21 protein-coding genes and 2 pseudogenes are annotated in these 22,992 nt (G+C 63.9%); 13 read left to right on the top strand and 10 right to left on the bottom strand.

All coding sequences use genetic code 11. From position 1 onward, the window contains the following. Positions 1–93 precede the first annotated feature (93 nt). The 3 genes from LB565_RS23070 (at position 94) to LB565_RS23060 (ending at position 2,340) form a co-directional block, all read left to right on the top strand. A complete protein-coding gene (locus LB565_RS23070; protein WP_224588119.1) occupies positions 94–696 on the top strand; it encodes a superoxide dismutase in 603 nt (200 codons plus the stop codon). Between the two features lie 251 nt (positions 697–947). Then, positions 948–1,385: a c-type cytochrome gene (locus LB565_RS23065; RefSeq protein ID WP_224588116.1), complete on the top strand. Its 438-nt coding sequence runs from the start codon at positions 948–950 to the stop codon at positions 1,383–1,385. A 10-nt stretch (positions 1,386–1,395) separates the two neighbouring features. After that, a complete protein-coding gene (locus LB565_RS23060; protein ID WP_224588113.1) occupies positions 1,396–2,340 on the top strand; it encodes a cytochrome c in 945 nt (314 codons plus the stop codon). Between the two features lie 15 nt (positions 2,341–2,355). On the opposite strand, the gene LB565_RS23055 is transcribed toward LB565_RS23060, so the two are convergent. Next, positions 2,356–2,745 (bottom strand): SET domain-containing protein, encoded by a 390-nt coding sequence (locus LB565_RS23055; protein ID WP_224512317.1) that lies wholly within the window; start codon positions 2,743–2,745, stop codon positions 2,356–2,358. 112 nt (positions 2,746–2,857) lie between these two features. Further along, positions 2,858–4,969 (bottom strand): S9 family peptidase, encoded by a 2,112-nt coding sequence (locus LB565_RS23050; RefSeq protein ID WP_224588112.1) that lies wholly within the window; start codon positions 4,967–4,969, stop codon positions 2,858–2,860. A gap of 222 nt (positions 4,970–5,191) precedes the next feature. Between LB565_RS23050 and LB565_RS23045 the strand changes: the two genes are divergently transcribed. Both LB565_RS23045 and LB565_RS23040 read left to right on the top strand, forming a co-directional pair. Beyond that, positions 5,192–5,446 carry a hypothetical protein gene (locus tag LB565_RS23045; protein ID WP_318012186.1) on the top strand — a complete coding sequence of 85 codons (255 nt, stop codon included), beginning with the start codon at positions 5,192–5,194 and terminating at the stop codon, positions 5,444–5,446. Positions 5,447–5,864: 418 nt separating this feature from the next. Then, on the top strand, positions 5,865–6,290 hold the full coding sequence (locus tag LB565_RS23040; protein WP_224588108.1) for a MucR family transcriptional regulator: 426 nt from the start codon (positions 5,865–5,867) through the stop codon (positions 6,288–6,290). Between the two features lie 70 nt (positions 6,291–6,360). Here LB565_RS23040 and LB565_RS23035 read toward each other — a convergent pair whose 3' ends face one another. Both LB565_RS23035 and LB565_RS23030 read right to left on the bottom strand, forming a co-directional pair. Further along, positions 6,361–6,789, bottom strand: a complete 429-nt coding sequence (locus tag LB565_RS23035; protein WP_224588106.1) for a SufE family protein — start codon at positions 6,787–6,789, stop codon at positions 6,361–6,363. Positions 6,790–7,082: 293 nt separating this feature from the next. After that, entirely contained in the window at positions 7,083–7,475 is a 393-nt protein-coding gene (locus LB565_RS23030; RefSeq protein ID WP_224588100.1) for a DUF5330 domain-containing protein, read from the bottom strand. Between the two features lie 555 nt (positions 7,476–8,030). On the opposite strand from LB565_RS23030, the gene LB565_RS23025 reads away from it, so the two are divergent. The 3 genes from LB565_RS23025 to LB565_RS23015 all read left to right on the top strand — a co-directional run bounded on the left by LB565_RS23025 (position 8,031) and on the right by LB565_RS23015 (position 10,949). Next, positions 8,031–9,764 (top strand): sensor histidine kinase, encoded by a 1,734-nt coding sequence (locus LB565_RS23025; RefSeq protein WP_224588098.1) that lies wholly within the window; start codon positions 8,031–8,033, stop codon positions 9,762–9,764. Then, entirely contained in the window at positions 9,739–10,530 is a 792-nt protein-coding gene (locus LB565_RS23020) for a peptidoglycan-binding protein (RefSeq protein WP_224588097.1), read from the top strand. Before LB565_RS23025 ends, LB565_RS23020 begins: the two co-directional genes overlap by 26 nt. Before the next feature lie 71 nt (positions 10,531–10,601). Continuing rightward, positions 10,602–10,949, top strand: a complete 348-nt coding sequence (locus LB565_RS23015) for a DUF1491 family protein (RefSeq protein ID WP_224588095.1) — start codon at positions 10,602–10,604, stop codon at positions 10,947–10,949. Positions 10,950–10,954: 5 nt separating this feature from the next. On the opposite strand, the gene LB565_RS23010 is transcribed toward LB565_RS23015, so the two are convergent. From LB565_RS23010 to LB565_RS22990, 5 genes are all read right to left on the bottom strand, one after another. After that, positions 10,955–11,962, bottom strand: coding sequence for a hypothetical protein (locus tag LB565_RS23010; protein WP_224588093.1), 1,008 nt, complete (start codon positions 11,960–11,962; stop codon positions 10,955–10,957). 392 nt (positions 11,963–12,354) lie between these two features. Beyond that, a complete protein-coding gene (locus LB565_RS23005; RefSeq protein WP_224588091.1) occupies positions 12,355–12,903 on the bottom strand; it encodes a DUF1254 domain-containing protein in 549 nt (182 codons plus the stop codon). Then, on the bottom strand, positions 12,896–13,480 hold the full coding sequence (locus LB565_RS23000) for a DUF1214 domain-containing protein (protein WP_224512332.1): 585 nt from the start codon (positions 13,478–13,480) through the stop codon (positions 12,896–12,898). The genes LB565_RS23005 and LB565_RS23000 overlap by 8 nt, the downstream gene beginning before the upstream one ends. Positions 13,481–13,560: 80 nt before the next feature. Beyond that, positions 13,561–15,717 (bottom strand): transglycosylase domain-containing protein, encoded by a 2,157-nt coding sequence (locus LB565_RS22995; RefSeq protein ID WP_224588089.1) that lies wholly within the window; start codon positions 15,715–15,717, stop codon positions 13,561–13,563. A gap of 166 nt (positions 15,718–15,883) precedes the next feature. Next, positions 15,884–16,522: a TetR/AcrR family transcriptional regulator gene (locus LB565_RS22990; protein WP_224588087.1), complete on the bottom strand. Its 639-nt coding sequence runs from the start codon at positions 16,520–16,522 to the stop codon at positions 15,884–15,886. A 111-nt stretch (positions 16,523–16,633) separates the two neighbouring features. Here LB565_RS22990 and LB565_RS22985 point away from each other — a divergent pair. From LB565_RS22985 to LB565_RS22975, 3 genes and pseudogenes are all read left to right on the top strand, one after another. After that, positions 16,634–19,044 (top strand): annotated as a pseudogene (locus tag LB565_RS22985) (GcvT family protein). Positions 19,045–19,056: 12 nt separating this feature from the next. Next, positions 19,057–20,609: pseudogene (locus tag LB565_RS22980) on the top strand (trimethylamine methyltransferase family protein). 144 nt (positions 20,610–20,753) lie between these two features. Continuing rightward, the gene (locus LB565_RS22975) at positions 20,754–21,161 is read left to right on the top strand and encodes a DUF3168 domain-containing protein (RefSeq protein ID WP_224588085.1); all 408 of its coding nucleotides are present in this window, start codon (positions 20,754–20,756) and stop codon (positions 21,159–21,161) included. A gap of 198 nt (positions 21,162–21,359) precedes the next feature. Here the strand turns inward: LB565_RS22975 and LB565_RS22970 are convergent, their stop codons facing one another. Then, positions 21,360–21,746, bottom strand: a complete 387-nt coding sequence (locus tag LB565_RS22970; RefSeq protein WP_224588083.1) for an ester cyclase — start codon at positions 21,744–21,746, stop codon at positions 21,360–21,362. Positions 21,747–21,955: 209 nt separating this feature from the next. Here LB565_RS22970 and LB565_RS22965 point away from each other — a divergent pair, with 209 nt between their 5' ends. Both LB565_RS22965 and LB565_RS22960 read left to right on the top strand, forming a co-directional pair. Further along, on the top strand, positions 21,956–22,255 hold the full coding sequence (locus tag LB565_RS22965; RefSeq protein WP_224588081.1) for a hypothetical protein: 300 nt from the start codon (positions 21,956–21,958) through the stop codon (positions 22,253–22,255). Positions 22,256–22,320: 65 nt separating this feature from the next. Continuing rightward, on the top strand, positions 22,321–22,986 hold the full coding sequence (locus LB565_RS22960) for a response regulator transcription factor (RefSeq protein WP_224588071.1): 666 nt from the start codon (positions 22,321–22,323) through the stop codon (positions 22,984–22,986). Positions 22,987–22,992 lie beyond the last annotated feature (6 nt).

Below are 22,992 nucleotides of genomic sequence, written 5' to 3'. Positions count from 1 at the left end.
CTCGGCGCTCCATTCCGGAGTTGCCCCGATCCATTCCAGACCTATCTTAGCTCGGTAGTTTCACCGGACTTTTTCCTCGAGGGAGTACCATCCATGGCTTTTGAGTTGCCCGCTTTGCCTTATGACTACGAGGCCTTGCAGCCTTACATGTCGAAGGAGACGCTGGAGTATCACCACGACAAGCACCACAAGGCCTATGTCGACAACGGCAACAAGCTCGCCGCCGAGGCCGGAATGGGCGACCTATCGGTCGAAGAGGCCGTGAAGCAGTCCTTCGGCAAAAATGCCGGGCTCTTCAACAACGCCGCCCAGCACTACAACCACATCCATTTCTGGAAGTGGATGAAGAAGGGCGGCGGCGGCAACAAGCTGCCGGGCGCGCTGCAGAAGGCCTTCGACAGCGACCTCGGCGGTTACGACAAGTTCAAGGCGGATTTCATCGCCGCCGGCACCACCCAGTTCGGCTCCGGCTGGGCCTGGGTCGCGGTCAAGAACGGCAAGCTGGAAATCTCCAAGACCCCGAATGGCGAGAACCCGCTGGTTCATGGCGGTTCGCCGATCCTCGGCGTCGACGTCTGGGAGCACTCCTATTACATCGACTACCGCAACGCGCGCCCGAAATATCTCGAGGCCTTCGTCGACAGCCTGATCAACTGGGACCACGTCCTGGAGATGTACGAGAAGGCCAAAGGTTGAGCGATTCACTGAAGAGCCCCGGCACGCCGGGGCTTTTCTTTTTCGGCTGAGGGAAACCACAGGACAGCCCGCAAAATCGTCACGGCGAAGGGAATAATCCCGCCGCGACGCCCGTTAGCGTTCAGAGCAATTCCAGGAAAAGCATGGACCGGTTTTCCGCCCGGAATTGCGCCAACAAGGAGCTAGGGCATTTCGCCGTGAAACGGTGAAGCGCTCTGGTCGCGAAGTATCTTCACCATGGAGCCAATTGAATGAGAAAGCTTGTCATCGCCATCTCTATGCTCGCCTTTGTCGGGTCGGCCGCCTATGCCGATCCGATCCAGGATCGCCAGGCCCTGATGAAGGAACGCGGCAAGCTCGCTGGCCAGTTGTCCAAGGTGGTCAAGGGCGAGGAGGATTTCGACGCGGCCGCCGTGCTGACGACGCTGAAGGCATTGCAGGCCAATGCCGAGAAGTTCGATGCCGAAAAGCTCTTCCCGACCGGCAGCGACAAAGGCGACACCACCGCCGCGCCGAAAATCTGGCAAGACATGGCCGGCTTCAAGGCTGCCGAGGACAAGTTCCTGGTCAACACCAAGGAAGCGGTCGCCTCGCCGCCAGGCGATGTCGATGGATTGAAGGCGCAGCTCAACACGCTGGGCGGCGATTGCGGCACCTGCCATCAGACCTACCGGATCAAGAAGAGCTGATCGCCTGACGATGGCCTGGCTGAAGAAGCTTGTCGCCGCCGTCATCGTGCTTGGCGGCGCCGCGGCCGCCGCCGGCTGGGTCCTGTCGGCGCCGGTCAGGCCGGACGCCGGCACCGTCGCGCAACTCGGCCCCGGCGACGCCGCCAAGGGCAAGCGCATCTTCTACGCGGGGGGCTGCACCTCCTGCCACGCCAAACCCGGCACCCAGGGCGACGCCCGCCTCGAGCTCGTCGGCGGTCTGGAACTCAAGACGCCGTTCGGCACTTTCGTTCCGCCCAACATCTCGCAGGACCGGAAGGACGGCATCGGCGCCTGGAGCGAGGAGGACTTCGCCAACGCCATGCTGAAAGGCGTTTCGCCTTCGGGCGAGCATTTCTATCCAGCCTTTCCCTATGCGTCCTACGCGCGCATGAAGCCGGCCGACATCGCCGATCTCTATGCTTTCATGAAAACGCTGCCGGCGGTTGCCGGCAAGGCGCCGGACCACAAGCTCTCCTTCCCCTTCACCATCCGCCGCGGCATCGGCCTTTGGAAGCTTCTCTATCTCAGCCCCGAACCGGTGATCGCCCTGCCCGCTGGCACGCCGGACAAGGTGCTGGCCGGCCGCTACCTCGTCGAAGGGCCCGGCCATTGCGGCGAATGCCACACGCCGCGCGATTTCGCCGGCGGCGTCAAGAAGGCCGAGTGGCTGGCGGGCGCCGTGGCCGCCGAAGGCTCGGGCGTCGTGCCCAACATCACCCCGCAGGGCGGCACCAAAAGCTGGTCGGAGGCCGACATCGCCAATTACCTCGAAACCGGCTTCACACCCGATTTCGATTCGGTCGGCGGCGCTATGGTCGACGTACAGCGCAACATGGCGCAGCTGACCGCCGACGACCGGGCGGCGATCGCGGCCTATCTGAAGGCCGTCCCGCCGCATCCGAACGGCTATCCGGCGCGCAAGCCGGCGAGCTGACCTTCTACCTTTACCTTACGGGTGCCGGTCGCCCAGGAAATCGAAGCCGCTTTCGAAGAAGTGATTGTAGTTGCAGGTAAGTTCCTCGCCCGGCGCGATGTCGCGCAGCGCATAAGTCTCCTCGGGCGAGGAGACGTCGCAGTTCGGATCGTCGTCATGGTTCATGTAGCGCGCATCGTCGGCTTCGAACACGATGTAGCTCGGGTCGTGCCGGTCCGGATAGGAATAGCGGTCGAGATAGGATTTCACCGGTCCCGTCTGGCTCTCATAGGTGTCGACGGGAATGCGCCGATCGAACCGCGGGTCGAGCTTCCAGATCAGCGTTCCCTTCGGGATGCGATGCCGGGCGAAGACGCCGATGCCCTGGATGGACGATTTGTCGAGATAAGTGTCGACGAGAAGCATGACGAACCTTGTTAATGGAGATCGGCCGGCCCGGACGCGGCATCCAAAATGACCGCGTCCAAGACGAACGTGCATTGCGTAACGCGCGATCTTGCGGATTGCGAGCGGAAAATCAGGCTTTGCCGGTCACTTTCAACGCAAAGGCGTAAATGTAGGCGATCTCCTCCAGCCGCGAGAACCGGCCGGACGCGCCGGCGTGCCCGGACTCCATGTTGATCTTGAACAGCACCGGATTGTCGCCTGCCTTGCGCTCGCGCAGCCGCGCCACCCATTTCGCCGGTTCCCAATAGGTGACGCGCGGATCGGTGAGGCCCGCCAGCGCCAGGATCGGTGGGTAGTCGAGCGCCGCCACATTGTCATAGGGCGAATAGGCCGCGATCGTCTCGTAGTCGGCGGCGGATGCGATCGGATTGCCCCATTCCGGCCATTCCGGCGGCGTCAGCGGCAGGCTGGCGTCGAGCATGGTGGTAAGCACGTCGACGAACGGCACCTCGGCGACGATGCCGCCGAAATCCTCCGGCGCCATGTTGGCGATCCCCCCCATCAGCATGCCGCCGGCGGAACCGCCCTGCGCGATGATGCGGTCATGCTTTGTGTAACGCTCGGCGACGAGATGGCGGGCGCAGGCGATGAAATCGGCGAAGGTGTTCATCTTCTTTGCCCGCTTGCCGTCCTCATACCAACCATAGCCCTTGTCCTTGCCGCCGCGCACATGCGCGATGGCATAGACGAAGCCGCGGTCGACCAGCGACAGGCAGTTGGTATTGAAGGCGGAAGGCACGGTGATTCCGTAGGAGCCGTAGCCGTAAAGCAGGCAGGGCGCGGAACCGTCGAGCGGCGTGTCGCGATGGTGCAGCAACGAGATCGGCACCAGCTCGCCATCTGCGGCGGGGGCCATCAGCCGGCGCGTGACATAGTGCTCCGGATCGTGGCCGGAGGGCACTTCCTGCGTCTTCAGGAGCACGCGTTCGCGGCTGCGCATATTGTAGTCGAACACCTGCGCCGGTGTGGTCATCGACGAATAGGTGAAGCGCATCACTTCGGTGTCGTATTCGTAGGAGCCGGAGAGACCGAGCGAAAAAGCTTCCTCGTCGAAAGAGATGAAATGCTCCTCGCCGCTGGCGCGTTCGCGCACGACGATGCGGGGCAGGCCTTCCTTGCGCTCGAGGCGGACCATGTGATGTTTGAAGCCGAGCACCGACAGGATCAGCCGGCCGGGCTCGTGCGGCACCAGTTCCTGCCAGTTGGCGCGCACCGGGTTGCTGACCGGCGCGGTCATGATCTTGAAGTCCTTGGCGCCGTCGGCATTGGTGAGGATGAAGAAGATGTCGCCGCCTTCTTCCAGGTCATATTGCAGCCCGGTCTCGCGCACCGCTACCAGCTTCGGTTCGGCCGACGGATCATTGGCGGGCAGCAGGCGGTATTCCGAAGTCTCGTGGTCGTTGATGCCGATCATGATCCAGTCATTGGCACGCGTGCCGCTGACATCCATGAAGAAGCCCGGATCGGTTTCCTCGTAGATCAGCCGGTCGTTCTCCGGCCTGTCGCCGAGCGCGTGGAAGAACACTTTCGACGGGCGGTGGCTGTCGTCGAGACGGGTATAGAAGAAGCCGTCGTCGCCGGCGTCCCAGACCCCGCCGCCGCCCGTATCCGGAATCCGGTCGGCAAGATCCTCGCCGCTCGCGAGATCGCGCACGCGGAGCGTGAAGAATTCCGAGCCCTTGTCGTCGAAGGCCCAGATGAGCTTCCTGTGGCCGGCCGAATGGTCGACGCCGCCGAGCCTGAAATAGGCCTTGCCCTCGGCCTCCTTGTCGCCGTCGAGCAGGATCTCCTCGGCGCCGCCATCGCGCGGCGTGCGGAAATAGCGCGGGTGCTCGCCGCCCAGTCGGAAGGAAGAGCCATAAGCATAGGGGCCGTCCTTCATCGGCACCGTCGAATCGTCTTCCTTGATGCGCCCCTTCATCTCGGCAAACAGCTTGCTGCGCAGGTCCGCCGTGCCCGCCATCAGCACCGCCTGATAGGCGTTCTCGGCCTCGAGATGGGAGCGGATGCGGCCGTCGAGCAGCGAAGGGTCACGGAACACGGCCTGCCAGTTGTCGGCCCGCATCCAGGCATAGTCGTCACTGCGGGTGATACCGTGATGCGTGTTCGAAACCGGATGTTTCTCGGGGATAGGCGGGTTGGCGGCCGGGAAGGCGGAAGTCAAGGCGGAAGCTCTGGTCATTACGTCTCGCTGCGGAATTTGCTTGAATGCCGAATGAACACACCGCTCGGCGGCGGTTCAAGGGGCACGGTCCAAGTTGGTCTTCAGAAGCCAAGTTGAGGGGGAAAGATGAAATCCTGTGCTCTTATCGCGGTGGCAGTTGCGGTCGCAGTATCCGTTCTGGCTTTTTCCAGCCAGTCTCATGCAACTGTCTTTGCCGCCTGGCAAGTGGCGGGGGTGCCGTTGGGCGATACGCTCAGTGCGCGAAAATATCCGTCCAATGCATCGCAGAAACAGGCCGCCTATCCGAACGGCACCGTGCTGCAGACGACCGGCCGCTGCACCGGTGGCGTAAACCTGCTCGATATCGACCGGCAGCCGCAATGGAAGCAGCGCCAGGCGATCCGCTATCGCTGGTGCGAGATCTGGCACGATCCGGCGCAGAATAGTCATTTCGTCACCGGCTGGGTCTACGGCAAATATATCGCGCCTTACTGATGGATCCCGTCGCGTCGCTTTGTCGGGTCCAGCCGCCAAGGCGATGTCCTTGCGCTTCGTTGTGCCGCAGGATTCGTTGTGCGGGCGAAAGGGCACCCAAGCATTAGCTAAGCATTGAACGCCGTGTCGAGTGGCGATCGGATGTCTAACATGTGGATGACGCAACGTCATGCCATGCTGGTCTGACCAGAAAAATCTCGCGAAGTTACACGGCGCACGAATTTTTGAAGCTGAATCGGCAATAGTTGATGAATATCGACCAATATAAGTCAATATGCGAATTGACTTACTTTCAATGCGGCGTCATTAAGATAACCGACGCGAATCTCAGAGCCTTTCCTGAATGGAATTCGCGCAATGCCCGATCCTAGAAAAAGGGCGCAGTTTTAGAAACAACTCTCGTTGGGGCCTTAGCACTATGGAAATCGTCGAAACACCTTCGAAAAACGGTGATGCGCTGATCGAGCTGACCGCCGATGTCGTCGCCGCCTATGTCAGCAACAACCCGGTGCCGGTCGGGGAACTGCCGAACCTTATTGCCGACGTCCATGCCGCCTTGGGCCGCGTCGGCGGCTCGCCGGAGCAGCCGTCGGCCGAGAAGCAGAAGCCAGCCGTTAACCCGAAGCGCTCGGTCCATGACGACTACATCGTCTGTCTCGAGGACGGCAAGAAGTTCAAGTCGCTGAAGCGGCATTTGATGACCCACTACAATCTCACGCCGGAAGAATACCGTGAGAAGTGGGACCTCGACGCCAACTACCCGATGGTCGCCCCTAATTATGCGGCCGCCCGCTCGCAGTTGGCCAAGAAGATGGGCTTGGGCCGCAAGCGCAAGGGCCGCTGACAGGCTTCTGCTCTTTCAAGCAGTTCGACGGCGCCCTTGCGGCGCCGTTTTGCTTTTTTGAAGCTCCGGATCAGGCCGTCTGCTTCAACGCCGCTTCCGCGTCGCGCTTGATGCGCTTGACCATCGAGCGCAGGCCGTTGGCGCGCTGCGGCGACAGGTGCTCGTCCAGCCCGAGCCCCTTCAGCGTCGCTTCGGCGTCTGTGCTCTGGATTTCGCTTGCCCGCCGGCCCGAAAACAAGGCCAGCATGATGGCGACGAGGCCGCGCACGATATGGGCGTCGGAATCGCCCTGGAAGCGGATCACCGGATCGGCGCCCGCGCCCTGCTCGGTGGTGAGCCACACCTGGCTCACGCAGCCGGGCACCTTGTTCGCGGCCGTGCGTTCCGCCTCGGGAAAGGGCGGTAGTCCTTCGCCGAGCTCGATCACATAGCGATAGCGGTCCTCCCACTCGTCGAGCAGGGAAAAGTCATCGCGGATCGTCTGGATCGGGGTGATCATTGCCCGCATATAGTGGCCCGGCACCGCCGCGTCACGGAAAAAGCACGGAAAAAGAAAGACGCCGCGGGCGTCGAGAGGTCCGACGGGCCCGCGGCGTTAGAGCAATACCAGGAAAAGTGCGTAGCGGTTAGGTTCGGCGACTTCGCCGTAGCCTTCCGTTCAGAATTGCGCCAAACCAAAGAAAGAGCAATTCCAGGAAAAGTGCGTAGCGGTTAGGTTCGGCGACTTCGCCGTAGCCTTCCGTCCGGAATTGCACCGAAACCAAAGAGCCGAGCAAAACGGCCGGAAAGAAGTCAGTTCTTCGCCGTCAACATCACCGGAATGTTGACCTTGGCGGGCAACACGATGTCCTCGGCGACACTGCTGGTGGTCGTGACGGATCCATCCGCGACCTTCGTCTCGGGCGTGCCTGCCTGCCCGGACTGCTTGTCGTCGATCATGGCCGCGGCGATCTTGGCCGTCTCCTTGGCGCGAACGGTAATGGTGTACATGGCCGATTTGCCGGTTTCGCAGACATCGGGCTTGCGCTCGCAGAGCCCGGCAATGTCGCCGACCGCCTCGCGAGCCGCAAACAGCGCCTGGATCGGCCCGACGCTCTGCTGGCCGTCCTCGCCCGGGCCGACGCCGAGCGGCAGCGCCAGCAGCACCAGCGAAAACCAGAAAGCCATCCTGATCAGAAAGCCCATCTTATTTGCCTCTCATCCGGGATGAATGATGCATCCATCCGTGACGGATCATGCATCCGTTGGCATGACCTCTTTTATGAGCACGATAATGGCATAGCCACGCAAAGGACGGCTTGCATCGAAGCCGCCAATTTTCCTCAAATTTTAGGCAAATTCGAAAGGAACTGGTTTTGAAACGGACTCGCCTCGAATCTCATCGAACGCATTAACTTTATGATAACCATATATATCTTTGTAATTAAAAGATTTTATTCCCGTCATAAATTAGCCGGATCAAGTTGCGGCCCGTTTTGGCACAGGCTTCGCGGCTAACCCGCCGTTTACCATGGCGGCAACTCGGCGTGCTTTGCGAGGCCGGCATCACAATATTTGCCATGAGCGCGTCGCCGGGCCGCGCCAGCCTTATCCATTCCTTAAACGGTGGATGCGAGTTTCAAGCCAATTGATGAGTCACCTGCCAGGCAGGTTTTTTTACGACCGGGTATGTGTGCGTTGAGTTCTATTCCAGCCAGATACGTTCAATTGCCCGGCGCGGTTTCCGCTGGCTGCGAACGCATGGTTCACCCGACCGTGACGGATGAGGCCGAACGCTTGCGCCAGCGCCGCTTCATCGGCGTCATGCTCGCCGCGCCCTTCCTTGCCGCGGGTGCCGCGGTCACGCTTGTCACGTCCAGCCTCGGCGCGGCCGTCACGATAGCCGCGATCTTTGCCGCGTTCGGCCTGTGCTGGTTCGCGGCGCTTCTGGTGGCCGCCACCGGCCATATGGCGCTCGCCGGCCGCATGGCGGTCGTGCTGGGCGGCGTCGCCCTTGCCGGCGCTATTGCCGCGGCGGGCGGGTTGGCCTCGCCGGTCGCACTGCTCGCCGTCGCCTTGCCGGTCGAAACCTGGTGGGTCTCGGGATCGCGGCGCGCCGCTCTGTCGGGCGCGCTGGCGGCGCTTGCCGCCATCGTGCTGCAGCCCTTTGCCGGGCAGTTCCTGCCGCTCGGCGAGATCGCCACCTGGCATTGGCTGCTACCGCTCGCCTGGGCGCTGACGCTGTTGCCGCGCGCCGCCGACTTCGCCAACCCGGCAGGCTCGCGGCTGGTGGAACCTGCCGGCGATCGTCTTGAGGACGTCATCGACGCCGTCGTCCTGCGCGTCGGGCGCCAGGGCGACGTGCTCGATGCATCCGCCAAGGCGCGCTCGATCCTCAAATTGGCGCCGGAGCTCCTGCTCGGCACCGGCCTGTTCGATCGCGTTCATCTTTCCGACCGCGTCGCTTATCTCACCACCTTGGCCGACATGCGCGAGGGCGCGCCGAAGGGCCGGCTTGACCTGCGCATCCGCTTGCCGCGCGAGGGTTCGAGCGCCGCCGACAATTTCCGCCCGTTCAGCCTCGAGCTGCTGCGCGGCGAAGCCGACCGCGACCTCTTCACCTTGGTCCTGCGCGAAAACGACGATGTTGCAGCACTTCGCGAGGAGCTGGTGGAAGCGAAGGAGGCGGCCGCGACCGCCGAGGTTGCCAAGGGCCGCTTCCTTGCGGTGGTCAGCCACGAGCTGCGCACGCCGCTCAACGCCATCATCGGCTTTTCCGACATGCTGCTCCATGAGATGTTCGGCGCCTTCAAGGACCCGCGCCAGAAGGAATATGTCGGCCTGGTCAGGGAGTCCGGCCAGCATCTTCTATCGGTCGTCACCTCGATCCTCGACGTCTCGCGCATCGAGGCGGGCGCCTATGCGACCGAGCTGGAGCCGTTCCGCTTCGTCGAGGCTGTCGACATGTGCCGCTCGATGATGCGGCCGCTGGCCGACGCCAAGAGCATAGTTCTTGCCACGCAGATCGCGCCGGATGCGGGCGAGATCAATGCCGATCGCCGCGCCGTGCAGCAGATCCTGATCAATCTCGCTTCGAACGCGGTGAAGTTCACGCCCGATGGGGGCAACGTGGTGATCGGCGCCAAGCGCGTCGGCTCGCGCCTCCATTTCTGGGTTAGCGACACCGGCATCGGCATTGCCGAGGAGGACATGGCCAATCTCGGTAAGCCGTTCATGCAGATCCAGAACGACTACACGCGCCGTTTCGAGGGAACCGGGCTCGGCCTGTCGCTGGTCAAGGGCCTGGTGGCGCTGCACGACGGCACGATGTCGATCGAGAGCGCACCGGGTGAGGGCACCACGGTGACCATCGGTCTGCCGGTAAGCGGGCCGAAGCGGCATTCCGGCGCGCCTTCCGGCGTGCTGGCCATGCCGGCGAAGCCGAAGGGGGACAGAGATGGGGAGAGAAATGGCTCGCTCCGCAAAACGGCCTAAGGTGGTCGAACCCGAGCGCGGCGTGCTTGCCGAAGGCGCGGTCGCGGTCGGTCAGCTGATCGCGAGCAATCCGGTCCTGGTCGGCGGCTCGACCGCCTTCCTGGTGACGCTGTTCTATGTCTCGGCCAATGCGCTCTGGTATCAGCCTTTTCCGCATACCAGCGCCTTCTTTGCCACCCGCAGCATCGAGAATTTCCCGCATACCGTCTCCAACGAACCGGAAACCACCATCAACATCGTGCGCCAGCCACCGCCGCAGCCCGTGGCCAAGCCGGATCCGGTGGTCCAACAGGTGCAGGCCATTCTGAAGGACCTCAATTTCTACGACGGCACGGTCGATGGCCTTACGGGCCCGGCCACGCGCAAGGCGATTCAGGCCTATCAGCTGAAAGTCGGGCTGCCGGGGTCGGGTGAGATCGACGGGGCGCTGCTCGACCAGCTTGGCGCCCGCCAGACGACGGCGGCCATTCCCCACCCGGCGCCGCGGCCGGCCAATGGCGCGGCCAACGTTTCCGCCGCCAAGCCGCCGGTGATCCCGGTCTCCGCCCCGGCCGACGGCGCCACGCAATCGCCCGATGCCCGCATCGTCAAGATCCAGGCTGGCCTGAAGGCCTTCGGCAACAACGACATGCAGCTCGACGGCAAGGTCGGCGCCCGCACCAAAGCCGCGATCAAGGAATTCCAAGCCTTGTTTGGCCTGCCCGAGACCGGCGAGCCGGACGAAGCGGTCTACGTCAAGATGCGCCAGATCGGCCTGACGAACTGAGCGGCGGTAAGGTCGTTTCGGTTCCTTCATCCTTGCTGTAAGAAACCGCGCATGCCATCCGGAAACCTTCCATGCGCGTAACCACCGACCTCTGGGTCTCGGCCCTTGTGCGTCGCGTCTTCAGCGCCGGCGGTTTTGCTGCGGTGGTCAAGCGCGGCGCGACCGAGGCGGGCGCCATCTTCGTGCTGTCGCGCGGACGTCTGGGGGAGATCGCCCTCTATGGACCGGCGCCGCAGACCAGCTACGATTCGGCCAAGCCCGATGAGCGCTTCTTCGTCGCGCTCGGTGCGAGCGACGATGGCTCGTCCTTCGATGCGCGGCTGGAGCGGGAGAAGAAATTCGATCCCGACATCTGGGTGGTCGAGATCGAGGGCGGGACCGTTCCCGTCGAAGAGCTTCTTTCCGTGAAGGCGGATTGACCGCGTCAGGAGGCCTTGAGGCCGGCGCTCGCCTCGTCGCTGTTCGAGGCTTCGCGGCTTTCGATATCCACCGCATCGGGAGCATCGCCGCGGATCGCCCGCGAAAGCGTCTCGGCCTTCCAGGTGCGTACCTTGTCCAGCGCCGCCTCGCGATGCAGCAGCCGGTAGCGGTCGAGGAAGAGCCGGATCGCCTGCGGGTGCGGGAACTCGCCGGGATAGACTGCGACCACGATCAGGAAAGCCCTGTCTTCGCTGAGGTCGAGGGCTCGCAGCGCCGCCAGCAATGCGCCATAGCTCGATTGCCCGGTCACCGAGCGCGCCATCGCGAAGTCGATCCCCAGCGCATCGGCTAGCGCGGTCTGGAAGAAGGCCGCGTTGCCGGTCAGCGCCGTCTCGCGCAGTTTCACATAGGCCGGCTGGCCGAGGAAGGTGTTGACGTCGGCAGCGTCGCCGGTCGGGCGCATCATCGTACGCAAGCGGCGCCGCGCGTTCTCCGCTGCTTCGCCGGTCGCGGGACGGTCGGTGTCCGCCTTGGCCAGGGGCTCCGATTTCGGTGTGAGCTTGGTGACCGTTTCCGGCGGCCGCGTCTTGACCAGCGTCGGTCTTTCCAGCGCGCGGATCAGGTCGGCGATCGTCGGGTTGAGCTCCTTGCGGCGTACGATGGCGCGCGCGTGCGGCAGCCCGTGCCGGCCGATCAGCGCGATAAGGTCGACATCGCTCAGCGCGTTGGAGCGGGTGAGCAAAGGTGCCGCGATCTCGACCGGCTCCTCGGCCAGCCGCCGCACCAAGGCCGTCGGCACGTAGTCGCATTCGGAAAGGGCGGCGGCGACGTAGCGGCGCGATTCGACCGACACCTCGTCGAACAGCGGCAGCGTCAGGTCCTCCAACTGGGCGATCTCGCGGCGCGACGGGCGCGTCAGCGAGCAAAAGGCCGAAACGGCGGCGCGGAACAGCCTTTCGGCTTTTCCCGCTTCGGTCCGGATAGCAATTTGCCTGAAATCCGAAGATGACACGGAGGATACGCCCGATACTCGACACACGCCCGAACCGCGCAATCCGGCCAGGCCGGTTCCGCAACTCCAGGAAACAAACATCAAATTAGCCGCGATCCGTTAGCGCTCCGTTAACCCTCTACGCCCCTTAATCAACTTTGGAGGCGTTGCGTTGTGCTCCGGTCAAACCGAGAGGAATACGCGAACCATGGGCATGGTCCTGTCTTTTGTGCCGCGTGCGGCACCTATAAATCGAGCAAGTCACGACACCACGACGGCGGCGGCGGTCATCATTTTCCCCGGCGTCCGTTACGAGTTGCACCCCCAGGCCGATAAGGCCCGGCCGGGTGAAGGCGGTTCCGACAGGCCAGGCTCCCCGCCACCTGCCAAGCCGCATCACTGATCGAGTTTTCTCAGTAGTCCTGCAATTCGCAGGCACTCTGCTCGAGGAAGCGTGACACGATCGGTTTCCAGCTCTCGTCCGGCACGAAGGCGCGGACGACGAAAATGCCTTCCTCGATCGGCGCTTCGACGAAGATCGCGCCCTGCAGATCCTCCGGAAGGTCGCGCCGCACGTCGATCATCTGCGCCGGCGTCAGCACCACCGCATCGAGCTTCTCGCCATTGGCGTTGTGATCGTTGAAGGAATAGATGTTGTGGCCGCTGCGGTCGTAGACCGAGGCCGACCAGAACGGCACGTCGCCCGGCGCCCTGATCCTGACCAGCCCGTCGGCAAGGTCGAAGCGGCAGGCGGCGGCATAAAACAACGGATCGACCGATTTCACCACCGGCGCGCCGCCGGCCTCGGCGTCGAGCCGCCTCATCTTGTAGAGGTCGGATGCCATCGCCAGCCGCGACCAGGCATCGCGTTCGGAAAATTCCGGCACCAGGAACAGCACCACGATATGCACGATGCCGGCGCCGAGCAGGCCGAGGATCAGGGCATGCAGCAGGCTACGCATTGCAGCCCGCCTTCAGGATGCGCGGCAGCGTGACGTCCGAGAGGCCGGTGCTCGATGCGATCGGCGTGTCGTAGAAGGTGAGCACGAAATACATCTTGCCGGAGCCGCCGGTCAGCAGCCAGTTGCCGGGAGCCGGTCGGCTGCCGACGGAAATGACGACGGAATTGTCGGGCCGGCGCAGCACTTCGTAGGATTGCAGCGCCGACTGCCTCGGCTTGCCTGTGTCGATCACGCCAAGCGACTGGTCGGCGGCGTAGAGCGTCCAGAAGCGGGCAGTGGGATAGCCGCCTTCGATCGTGTAGGTGCATTCGCGTTTCAGCGGCTCGCCCGCATCGTCGCGCTCGGCGACGAAGGCAAGCCCCTCGGCCTGCCCGAGCGCCAGCACGCCCTCGCGTGCCACACGCGCCTTGGAGTAGGGGTCGGCGGCTAAAGTCCCGACTTCGGGGAAAGCGGTCCATTGGCCGATGCGGATCGCGCCGACGCCGTCCTGCGCATTGAGCGCATACCAGACGCTGTAGCCGCCAAGCCCGATGGCTATGGCAAGCGAAAGCAGCGTCAGGATGGCGTTCTTGAGCATGAGAGCCGCAAACAGAGGAGATTGCCCGGGATATCGCGGCGCGGGGTGCCGTGGCAAGCCGGCTTCGCGCAAGCGTCGCCCTAAAGCGCCGAAAGCGTCTCCGGCGGAGTGGGGGCGTCCAGCACCGGCGCGGCCTGGAACACCTTGGTCATGTCCCGCAAGGTCTGGCTGGTGCGGCTCGAAAGCACCGGCGGGCGTTCGGCTTCGGCCTGCGCTGTCGCCGCGTCGGCTTCCTTCTTTGCCGCTTCCTCTGCCTTGGCCGCGACCTCCGGATCGACCCAAGGATGATCGAGACCGGGGATCGGCTTCAGGTCGATGTTCTGGTGCGCATAGACCATGAACCGCTGCCAGACCATCGCCGGCAGCGTGCCGCCGGTCATCTTGTTGGTCGGCGTGAAGTCGTCGTTGCCGAGCCAGACCGCGGCCGTGTAGTTGCCGGTAAAACCGACGAACCAGGCGTCGCGATAGGATTGCGTGGTACCTGTCTTGCCGGCGACGACGATGTTGGGCAACTGGGCGCGCCGCGCCGTGCCGATCGCCGGCACCGCGGCTAGCATCGTGTTCATGTATTTCAGCGCCTTTTCCGACAGCACGCGGTGCGGCGGCGGCGCATCCTTGGCCCAGTCATAGACCACCTCCCCGGTGCGGGTGACGAGCTGGGTGATACCATGGCGGGAGCCGACGAAACCGTTCTGGGCAAAGACGCTGTAGCCGGTTGCCTGATCCATGACCGTCATGCCCGATGTGCCGAGCACCATGGTCTTGTGCGATTCCAGCGGCGATTCGACGCCCATCGATTCCGCCATCGCCTTGATCGGACCGATGCCTAGGTAATCCTTGGCGAGCCGCACCGGCACGGTGTTGATCGACTTGGCGATCGCCGTGATCAGCGTGACATTGCCGGCCGAGCCGCCATTGTAATTGTGCGGCGACCAGCCGCCCCATGTGATCGCGCCGCCCGAAACGACCGAATCCGGCGTGAAGCCATGCTCCATGGCGGTGGCATAGACATAGGGCTTGAAGGAGGAGCCGGTCTGGCGCAGCGCCTTGGTCGCGCGGTTGAACTGGCTGGTGCCATAGTCGCGGCCGCCGACGATGGCGCGAACCGCGCCATTGGTCTCGATCACCACAACCGCGCCTTCGGTGACGTTGTATTCCTTGCCGAACTGCCGGAGATGGAACTCGACCGACTCTTCCGCGGCCTTCTGGATGTTGGCGTCGAAAGTGGTGTGGGCGACCAGCGAATGCTGGCCGGGCTTGGCGATCTTCTTCACCTCGTCGAAGGCCCAGTCGAGGAAATAATCCGGGCTCTTCTGCTCGCCGCGGTCGACGACGTCGGCCGGATGCAGCCGCGCCTGCAGCACCTGGCCCTCGGTCATGAAGCCGGCGTCGACCAGGTTGGATAGCACAACATTGGCGCGCGCGCGCGCCGCCGGCAGGTTGATATGCGGGGCGTATTTGGTCGGCGCCTTGAACAGGCCGGCCAGCATCGCCGCTTCGGCCAGGCTCAGATCCTTGACGCTCTTGCCGAAATAGAAATCCGCCGCCGCCTCGATGCCGAACGTGCCGCCGCCCATATAGGCGCGGTCGAGATAGAGCTGCAGGATTTCCTTCTTGGACAGGTTCGCTTCCAGCCATAGCGACAGGAAGGCTTCCTTGATCTTGCGCTCCAATGTGCGCTCGTTGGACAGAAACAGGTTCTTGGCGAGCTGCTGCGTGATGCTGGAGCCGCCCTGGACCACCGAATTGGCGCGCATATTCTCGAAGAGCGCGCGCGACAGGCCAAGAATGTCGATGCCGTAATGATCGAAGAAACGCCGGTCCTCGGTCGCCAGCACCGACTTGATGACGATATCGGGCATCTCGTCGACCGGCACGGAATCGCGCTGGATGATGCCGCGCTGGCCGATCTCGTTGCCGTAGCGGTCCAGGAAGGTCACGGCGAAATCGCCCTGGCTGCGCCAGTCGCCGGCGGTGATGTCGAAGGCCGGCATGGCGAGCGCCAACAGCACCACGAAGCCGCCCGCGCCCATGGTGAAACCTTCGCTCAGCACCTCGATGATGGCGCGGCGCCAGCCATGCACACGGAAACGGCGGGAAAAGATGGTCGCGGCTTCCCAGAATTCGCGCGCTTTGAAGCCGATCTCATAGAGCGAGGAATCGAGCCACGCATCGACGGCAAGAGCCGCCGAGGCGATCCTGCCTCTTCTCTTGCGTGGTTTCGAAGGACCTGCCATTCCAGACTTCCGCCCTAATGCGCTTTCGCCCGAAAACAGCATGCGGGCAGTTTCAGGGTGGCGCCCCCGCCAAATTATTCGACCATTTTATCACCGCCCACAAGGGCAGCGAAGCCACAGCGCAAGCTTTGTTGGAAATACGCTGGCCGTTGGCGGCCGATCTCAATCACCGCGACGCGATGAAGCGCATGAAATGCGCCACATCCGTCTCTGTCGGCTCCTGGCCGGTGAAGGAGCGCAGATAGGCGGCCAGATGGCTGACGCGCGCCTCTACCGGTTCCTTCAGGTCGAGCACGTAATAGCCGATCTGCATGTAGTAGAGGACGCGGGCGCGGATGAAGGCGTCCTCGCTCTCATAGCCATGCCGACGGTACATGTCGCGTATGGCAAGCAGGCGCTCCTCGTCGGCCTTGTCGATCATGCGCCGCACGTCGTCGGAGCGCCTTGCCCATTCGCGGACGGCGAAATCGAGCCTGGGATCGAACAGGCGCTCGTCGGCCCAGCATTCGAAGACGTTCATCACACCCATGATGATGGTGTCTGCCGGGCGGCGGGCACGCTCGACGATCGCCGTGGTGTTGGTCTCGTGCCAATGCTTGAGCAACTGGTCGAGCAGATCCTGCCGGCTTTCGAAATACCAGTAGAAGCTCGAGCGCGAGACGCCGAGCTTCTGTGCCAGCGTCAGCACGCGCACGCTCTCGATTCCGTCTGAAACCAGCGTCCGCAGCGCGAGGTTTATCCAGTCCGCGCGGGTCACCTTGATATTGCCGGGCGCCGGCTCGTCCTGGGGAACTGTCATCGTCATGGCCGAACAAGTGGCACGGTACGGGGCGACGCGCAAGCTCTGGACAGAAGTGTCTAGACACATATGTCCAGGAGCTATATCGTGAGGGCCTCCAACGAGAGGGAGCGGCTCGTGAAGTCGCATTACCGGGCAGTGGTCATCGGAGGAGGCGTGGTCGGCGCCTCGGTGCTCTATCACTTGACGCGTTTCGGCTGGAGCGATGTGGCGCTGATCGAGCGCGCCGAGCTGACGGCAGGCTCGACTTGGCATGCCGCGGCCGGGTTCCACGCGCTCAACGCTGACCCCAATGTCGCGGCCCTGCAGGACTACACGATCAAGCTCTATCGCGAGATCGAGGCCGAATCCGGCCAGAATGCCGGTCTGCATATGACAGGCGGCGTCAACATGGCGAGCGACCCGCAGCGCTGGGAGTGGCTGAAATCGGCCTGGGCGGTGTTCCAGTCGGTCGGCATCGAAACGGCGCGACTGGTGACGCCGGATGAAATCAAGGAGATCTGCCCGATCGTGGATGTGAATGGCGTGCTGGGCGGGCTCTATGATTCCAACGAGGGCCATCTCGACCCCTATGGCACAACACACGCCTATGCCGGCGCCGCGAAGAAGCGCGGCGCCGACGTCATCCTGCGCAACCGCGTCGTCGAGCTGATGCAGCGCGCCGACGGCGGCTGGGACGTCGTCACCGAAAAAGGCACGATCGTCGCCGAGCACGTCGTCAACGCCGGCGGTCTTTGGGCCAAGCAGGTCGGGCTGATGGCCGGAGTCGACCTGCCGGTGACGCCGATGGAGCATCATTATTTCGTCACCGAGGACATTCCCGAGTGGCGGCACTGGACAAGGAGCTCGGCCTGGCCGTCGATCTCGATGGCTTCTCCTATCTGCGGCAGGAGCGGAAGGGCGTGCTGCTCGGCGTCTACGAGCAGAACCCGAAACACTGGAACATGGACGGCGCGCCCTGGGATTACGGCATCGAGCTGATCCCGGAGGATATCGACCGCATCAGTCCCGAGCTTGCCAAGGCCTATGAGCGCTTTCCATGCCTGGCTACGGCCGGCATCCGCAAATGGGTCAACGGCGCCTTCACCTTCACGCCGGACGGCAATCCTCTGGTCGGCCCGGTCAGGGGGCTGAGAAACTACTGGGTCGCCTGCGGCGTCATGGCCGGCTTCAGCCAGGGCGGCGGTGTCGGCAAGTCGCTGGCTGAATGGATGATTTACGGCGAGCCGCAAGCCGATATCTTCGGCATGGACATCGCGCGCTACGGCGCCTTCGCCGCCAACCGGGAGTATCTCCGGCAGACGACCGGCCAGTTCTATGCCCGCCGCTTCGTCATGACCTTCCCCAACGAGCGCCTGCCTGCCGGCCGGCCGCTGAAGCGTCCCGGCGCCTATGACGGCATGAGCGCCGCCGGCGCCGAGTGGGCGTCGTCGTGGGGCCTGGAAATCCCGGCCTATTTCGCGCCAATGGGGTTCCGCGAGGAGGCCACGCTGAAGCGCTCCAATGCTTTCGAGATCGTCGGCGACGAAGTGCTGCAGGTGCGCCGCGCCGCCGGCCTTGTCGATACCACGGCCTTCTCGCGCTATGCGGTGTCAGGCCCGGGTGCCGCGGCCTGGCTTGACCGGCTGCTTGCCTGCCGGCTGCCGAAGCCCGGCCGCGCAAAGCTGGCGCCGATGCTTGGCTCCGACGGCAGGCTGAAGGGCGATCTCACCGTGCTCAATTGGGGCGGCGGCGAATACTGGATCATGGGCTCCTACTATTTGCGCGAATTCCACATGCGCTGGTTCGAGGCACACATCGCCGAAGGAGTCTCCGTTACCGACATCTCGGACGCCATCTCCGGTTTCCTCGTCACCGGTCCGAACGCACGCCGGATCGTCGAACGCACCACGCATCAGGACGTCTCGGCGGCAGCCTTGCCGTTCATGGCTTGCGGCAAATTCGACATCGGCATGGCGCGCGCCCGGGTGGCCCGGCTGTCCATCGCCGGCGAGCTCGGTTTCGAGATCAACTGCCCGGCCACCCTGCATTCGAGCCTGCGCGAAACGCTGCTCGCTGCAGGCGAGGATCTCGGCCTGGCCGAGATCGGCTATTACGCACTGAATTCGCTCAGGCTGGAAAAGAGTTTCGGCATCTGGTCGCGCGAATTCACGCAAGGCTACACGCCCGGCCAGACCGGGCTCGACCGCTTCATCGCTTTCGACAAGGGCGATTTCATCGGCCGTGACGCGGCGCTGAAAGAGCGCGAAGCCGGTGTTTCGCGGCGAATCGTGACGCTGGAAATCGACGCCGTCGACGCCGATGCCAGCGGCTTCGAGCCGGTCTGGCACAAACGCCGGCGCGTCGGCTTCGTCACCTCCGGCGGCTACGGCTACGGCATCGCCAAGAGCGTCGCCCTGGCGTTGGTCGATGACGGTTTCGCCGGGGAGGGGACCGAGCTTTCCGTACACATTGTCGGGGTCGAGCGGCCGGCGCGCGTCATTGCGGCCTCGCCCTACGACGCCGAAGGCAAGGCGATGCGGCAATGAGGAGGAACCGCCATGATCGATGAGGCCGCACGTGATCTCCGGCGCGAGCGCCGGCGGGGACGCACCGGTGAGGCGGGCAGCGAGTCGAGCCGGCACCCGAACTACCGGTCGCTGAAGAACCCCTTCCTGCCGCAGCCGATCTTTTCCGACGACCAGGTCGCGGCCATCCACGCTGCCGCGCTGCGCGTGCTGGAAGAGCTCGGCATCAAGGTGCTGCTGCCCGAGGCCCGCGCCATCTATGCCAAGGCCGGCGCTTTGGTCGACGAAGACAGCCAGATGGTCAGGATCGGCCGCGACATGGTCGAGGAAGCACTTTCCTCGGCGCCGCGCTCCATTCCCGCTCTTGGCGGCGACCGCTCGCGCGACCTGACGCTCGAGCTCGGCTCGATGGCTTTCCTGGCCGGCTCCGGCGCTCCCAACGTCACCGATCTCGAGCGGGACGCCGGCCCGGAACGCTCCAGGCTTTTGAGGAATTCGTCAAGCTGGTCCAGCATTTCGACGTGCTGCACATGCTCGGGCCCTGCGTCGAGCCGCAGGACATCGACAGCCGCTTGCGCCACTATGCTGTCAACCGGGCGCAGCTGACGCTGTCGGACAAGTTCCCCTTCATCTTTGCGCGCGGCACGCCGCAGGTCGAAGACGGTTTCGAGATGATCCGCCTGGCGCGCGGCCTTTCGCAGGACGAGTTCCGCGCCGGCGCCCATTGCTACACCGTCATCAACACCAATTCGCCGCGCCAGCTGGATATCCCGATGGCGCAGGGCATCATCGACTTCGCCAAGGCCGGCCAGGTTCTGCTCATCACGCCTTTCTGTCTGGCCGGCGCCATGGCGCCGATCACGGTCGCCGGCGCGCTGACCTTGCAGCATGCCGAGGCGCTGGCGGGCCTGACGCTGGCCCAGATCGTGCAGCCCGGCGCGCCGGTGGTCTATGGTTCCTTCTCCTCCAATGTCGACATGAAGTCCGGCGCTCCGGCCTTCGGCACGCCGGAACACATCAAGGCGACGCTTGGGGCGGGGCAACTCGCCCGTTACACCGGCCTGCCTTGGCGCTCCGGCGGCGGCAGCGCCGCCAACGTCTCCGATGCGCAGGCCGCGCACGAGACACAGTTCGCGCTATGGGGCTCGGTGTTGGCCGGCGCCACCATCTGCATCCACGCTGCCGGCTGGCTGGAAGGTGGTCTCAGCGTCTCCCTGGAAAAGCTGATCACCGACGTTGAGGCGCTGCAGACCGTCGCCGAGCTTTGCGCCACGACGCCGGGCGACGCCGACGCCATCGGCTTCGAAGCGATCGCCGAAGTGCAGCCCGGAGGCCATTTCTTCTCGGCCGCGCACACGATGGCTCGCTACCGCACTGCTTTCTACGAGCCGGTCGTGGCCGATTGGTCGAATTTCGGCAACTGGACGCAATCCGGCTCGAAGACGGCGACGGAACGCGCGACAGGCATATGGAAGCGGATCGTCGCCGACTTCCAGCCGCCGGCCTCCGCCGCCGCTACCGCGGGCGTGCTCGACGAGTTCATTGCCAAGCGCACCGAGGAGGGTGGTGCGGCGCCGGTCTCGTGATTTGACGAAAACGTAACAAATTCGAGACCTTCGCCCTTCACGTTATAGTCAGAACGATTCGCGGTCTGGCATCGGATCGCGAGCGCGGCTACGTTGCCGGAGATTGGCCGCGGCGCGGAGACATGTGTTGGCGATGGACGGTAGATGACGGCGCCTGGCGATTTGATGCAGGCCTTGTTCCTGAGGCTAAAAACCGACGCGTCGCTGTCGGCGCTGCTCGGCGGCGCGGGCCTGCTCGAGCAGGCGAACGACAAGGCCGCCTTTCCGAACGTCACCTACGGCCGTACCAGCGCCTTCGACCTCGAGACCGGCGCCGACAACGACAATGACCAGCTGGTCACCCTGCACGTCTGGTCGAAAGCTCAAGGCGAGGCCGAGACACGCCTCATCATGGACAGCATCAAGGCGAGCCTCGATGGCGCGGCGCTGTCCATCGGTCCGCGCGGCCAGACGCGGCTGTCGCTGGAATTCGCCGAGGCGCGTTATGACGAGGACCTTGCGGTCCATCATGGATTGCTGCGCTTCCGCGCGCTGACCCAGGAAAGTGCATAGGGTGTGTTGAGATTCAGGTCAGGCCGAGTCGGAGTCGAAGACGGGCGCGAAGCGACCAAACGGGGTGGCCTCCGAGAACCGGCCTACGCCGGCCGTAGCCTTGGCTGCGCGGCGTCTTACGAGTGCTTCGGCCGGCGAAGGCCGGAAGCGCAGGAAGCCGGCATTTGAAGGCCGGCCTCACCTGAACATCAACACACCCTAAAGCTGCGCCTGGATGGCAGCCTTGTCGATGACCGACCAGACCTCCCTTATGCGGCTATCGTGGAATTCGTAGAAGACGTTTTCGGCAAAGCTGACGCGCTTGCCGTGGACCGGCAGGCCGAATAGCACGCCCTTGGGCCGGCAGTCGAAATGCAGGCGAGCCGCCACGCGCGGCGGCTCCGAGATCAGAAGCTCGATGTTGAAGCGCAGGTCGGGAATGGCCTCGAAATCGCCTTCGAGCATGCGGCGATAGCCCGAAAGCCCGATCGTCTCGCCATTATACTGCACCTCCTCGCCGACGAAGCGGCCGAGACTGTCCCAATCCTGCTCATTCAGGCAGGCGATGTAGCCCCGGTAGAGATCGGCAATAGCCTCGCGCGTCATCGCATCCTCCCATGGCCGTCCGGCGTTTCTACACTAGGTAGCGCGGGGCACGGAATCGGCAGGCCAAAAAGCGTAGCGGATCGACTGTTTTTCCGGCTATGAATTCAAAGCCGGGATTGGGGCGGCACGCGCAGGGGAATGGCGGGCATGGATTTTCGATCGTTCACCGTTCATTTCACGTTCAGCCCATATGCGTTAGAACCGTGATCATGAAAAATCTTGGCTTCCATCTCCGCAAAGCAGTGCTGGCGCTTGCCGCAGCCGGCCTCTTTGCGTCGCAGACGACGGCAATGCCGGTCATCGACCCGTCGGTCGACCAGCCGGTCGTGCTTGCCGCCAACGATTGCTACGCCATCGGTCAGCAGGTCGCCGCGCAGAACGGCGGCACGCTGGCCAAGGCCTCGCAAGCGACGCGGGGCGGCCAGCAGGTCTGCGTTATCGTCGTGCTCGTTCCCGGTAAGGATGGACAGCGTCCGCGCCGCTCGGAAATCGTCGTCCCGATGGGCTGACCCCTCTCGTTTCCCTGGCTGGCGGAATCGGCCTATACGTCTACCCAACAATAGGGCTTCAACCCATGCGCGTACTCGTCGTCGAGGATGACAAGGATCTCAATCGGCAATTGGCCGATGCGCTGGTCGATGCCGGCTATGTGGTCGACCGCGCCTATGACGGCGAGGAGGGGCATTTCCTCGGCGACACCGAGCCTTACGACGCTGTGGTCCTCGATATCGGACTGCCGCAAATGGATGGCATCAGCGTCGTCGAGCGTTGGCGCCGCGGCGGGCGCAAGATGCCGGTGCTGATCCTCACCGCGCGTGACCGCTGGAGCGACAAGGTCGCCGGCATCGACGCCGGCGCCGACGACTATGTGACAAAGCCCTTCCATATCGAGGAGGTGCTGGCCCGGGTGCGGGCGCTGATCCGTCGCGCGGCGGGCCATGCTTCGTCCGAGCTTACCTGCGGACCGCTGCGGCTGGACACCAAGGCGTCCAAGGCCGACGTGAACGGCGTGCCGCTCAAACTCACCTCGCACGAGTTCCGGCTGCTCGCCTATCTGATGCATCATATGGGCGACGTGGTGTCGCGCACCGAGCTGGTCGAGCATCTCTACGATCAGGATTTCGACCGCGATTCCAACACCATCGAGGTGTTTGTCGGCAGGCTTCGCAAGAAGATGGGCATCGACATGATCGAAACTGTGCGTGGTATGGGCTATCGCATGCGTGAGCCGGAGGCGTGACGCGGA

Origin of the sequence: Mesorhizobium sp. CA14, from assembly GCF_020165195.1 — a bacterium.
Lineage (GTDB): Bacteria > Pseudomonadota > Alphaproteobacteria > Rhizobiales > Rhizobiaceae > Mesorhizobium.
The sequence above is the reverse complement of the archived record's forward strand: the minus strand, read 5'-3'. Positions and strand labels throughout refer to the sequence as shown.

Bases quoted from the DNA above. Each gene is read 5' to 3' on its own strand.
- LB565_RS23025 (WP_224588098.1), top strand. From the start codon at position 8,031: ATGGTTCACCCGACCGTGACGGATGAGGCCGAACGCTTGCGCCAGCGC.
- LB565_RS23040 (WP_224588108.1), top strand. From the start codon at position 5,865: ATGGAAATCGTCGAAACACCTTCGAAAAACGGTGATGCGCTGATCGAG.
- LB565_RS23020 (WP_224588097.1), top strand. From the start codon at position 9,739: ATGGCTCGCTCCGCAAAACGGCCTAAGGTGGTCGAACCCGAGCGCGGC.
- LB565_RS23050 (WP_224588112.1), bottom strand. From the start codon at position 4,969: ATGACCAGAGCTTCCGCCTTGACTTCCGCCTTCCCGGCCGCCAACCCG.
- LB565_RS23005 (WP_224588091.1), bottom strand. From the start codon at position 12,903: ATGCGTAGCCTGCTGCATGCCCTGATCCTCGGCCTGCTCGGCGCCGGC.
- LB565_RS22970 (WP_224588083.1), bottom strand. From the start codon at position 21,746: ATGACGCGCGAGGCTATTGCCGATCTCTACCGGGGCTACATCGCCTGC.
- LB565_RS23035 (WP_224588106.1), bottom strand. From the start codon at position 6,789: ATGATCACCCCGATCCAGACGATCCGCGATGACTTTTCCCTGCTCGAC.
- LB565_RS23055 (WP_224512317.1), bottom strand. From the start codon at position 2,745: ATGCTTCTCGTCGACACTTATCTCGACAAATCGTCCATCCAGGGCATC.
- LB565_RS23065 (WP_224588116.1), top strand. From the start codon at position 948: ATGAGAAAGCTTGTCATCGCCATCTCTATGCTCGCCTTTGTCGGGTCG.
- LB565_RS23060 (WP_224588113.1), top strand. From the start codon at position 1,396: ATGGCCTGGCTGAAGAAGCTTGTCGCCGCCGTCATCGTGCTTGGCGGC.
- LB565_RS22975 (WP_224588085.1), top strand. From the start codon at position 20,754: ATGACGGCGCCTGGCGATTTGATGCAGGCCTTGTTCCTGAGGCTAAAA.
- LB565_RS22995 (WP_224588089.1), bottom strand. From the start codon at position 15,717: ATGGCAGGTCCTTCGAAACCACGCAAGAGAAGAGGCAGGATCGCCTCG.
- LB565_RS23000 (WP_224512332.1), bottom strand. From the start codon at position 13,480: ATGCTCAAGAACGCCATCCTGACGCTGCTTTCGCTTGCCATAGCCATC.
- LB565_RS23015 (WP_224588095.1), top strand. From the start codon at position 10,602: ATGCGCGTAACCACCGACCTCTGGGTCTCGGCCCTTGTGCGTCGCGTC.
- LB565_RS23030 (WP_224588100.1), bottom strand. From the start codon at position 7,475: ATGGGCTTTCTGATCAGGATGGCTTTCTGGTTTTCGCTGGTGCTGCTG.
- LB565_RS22965 (WP_224588081.1), top strand. From the start codon at position 21,956: ATGAAAAATCTTGGCTTCCATCTCCGCAAAGCAGTGCTGGCGCTTGCC.
- LB565_RS22960 (WP_224588071.1), top strand. From the start codon at position 22,321: ATGCGCGTACTCGTCGTCGAGGATGACAAGGATCTCAATCGGCAATTG.
- LB565_RS22990 (WP_224588087.1), bottom strand. From the start codon at position 16,522: ATGACGATGACAGTTCCCCAGGACGAGCCGGCGCCCGGCAATATCAAG.
- LB565_RS23070 (WP_224588119.1), top strand. From the start codon at position 94: ATGGCTTTTGAGTTGCCCGCTTTGCCTTATGACTACGAGGCCTTGCAG.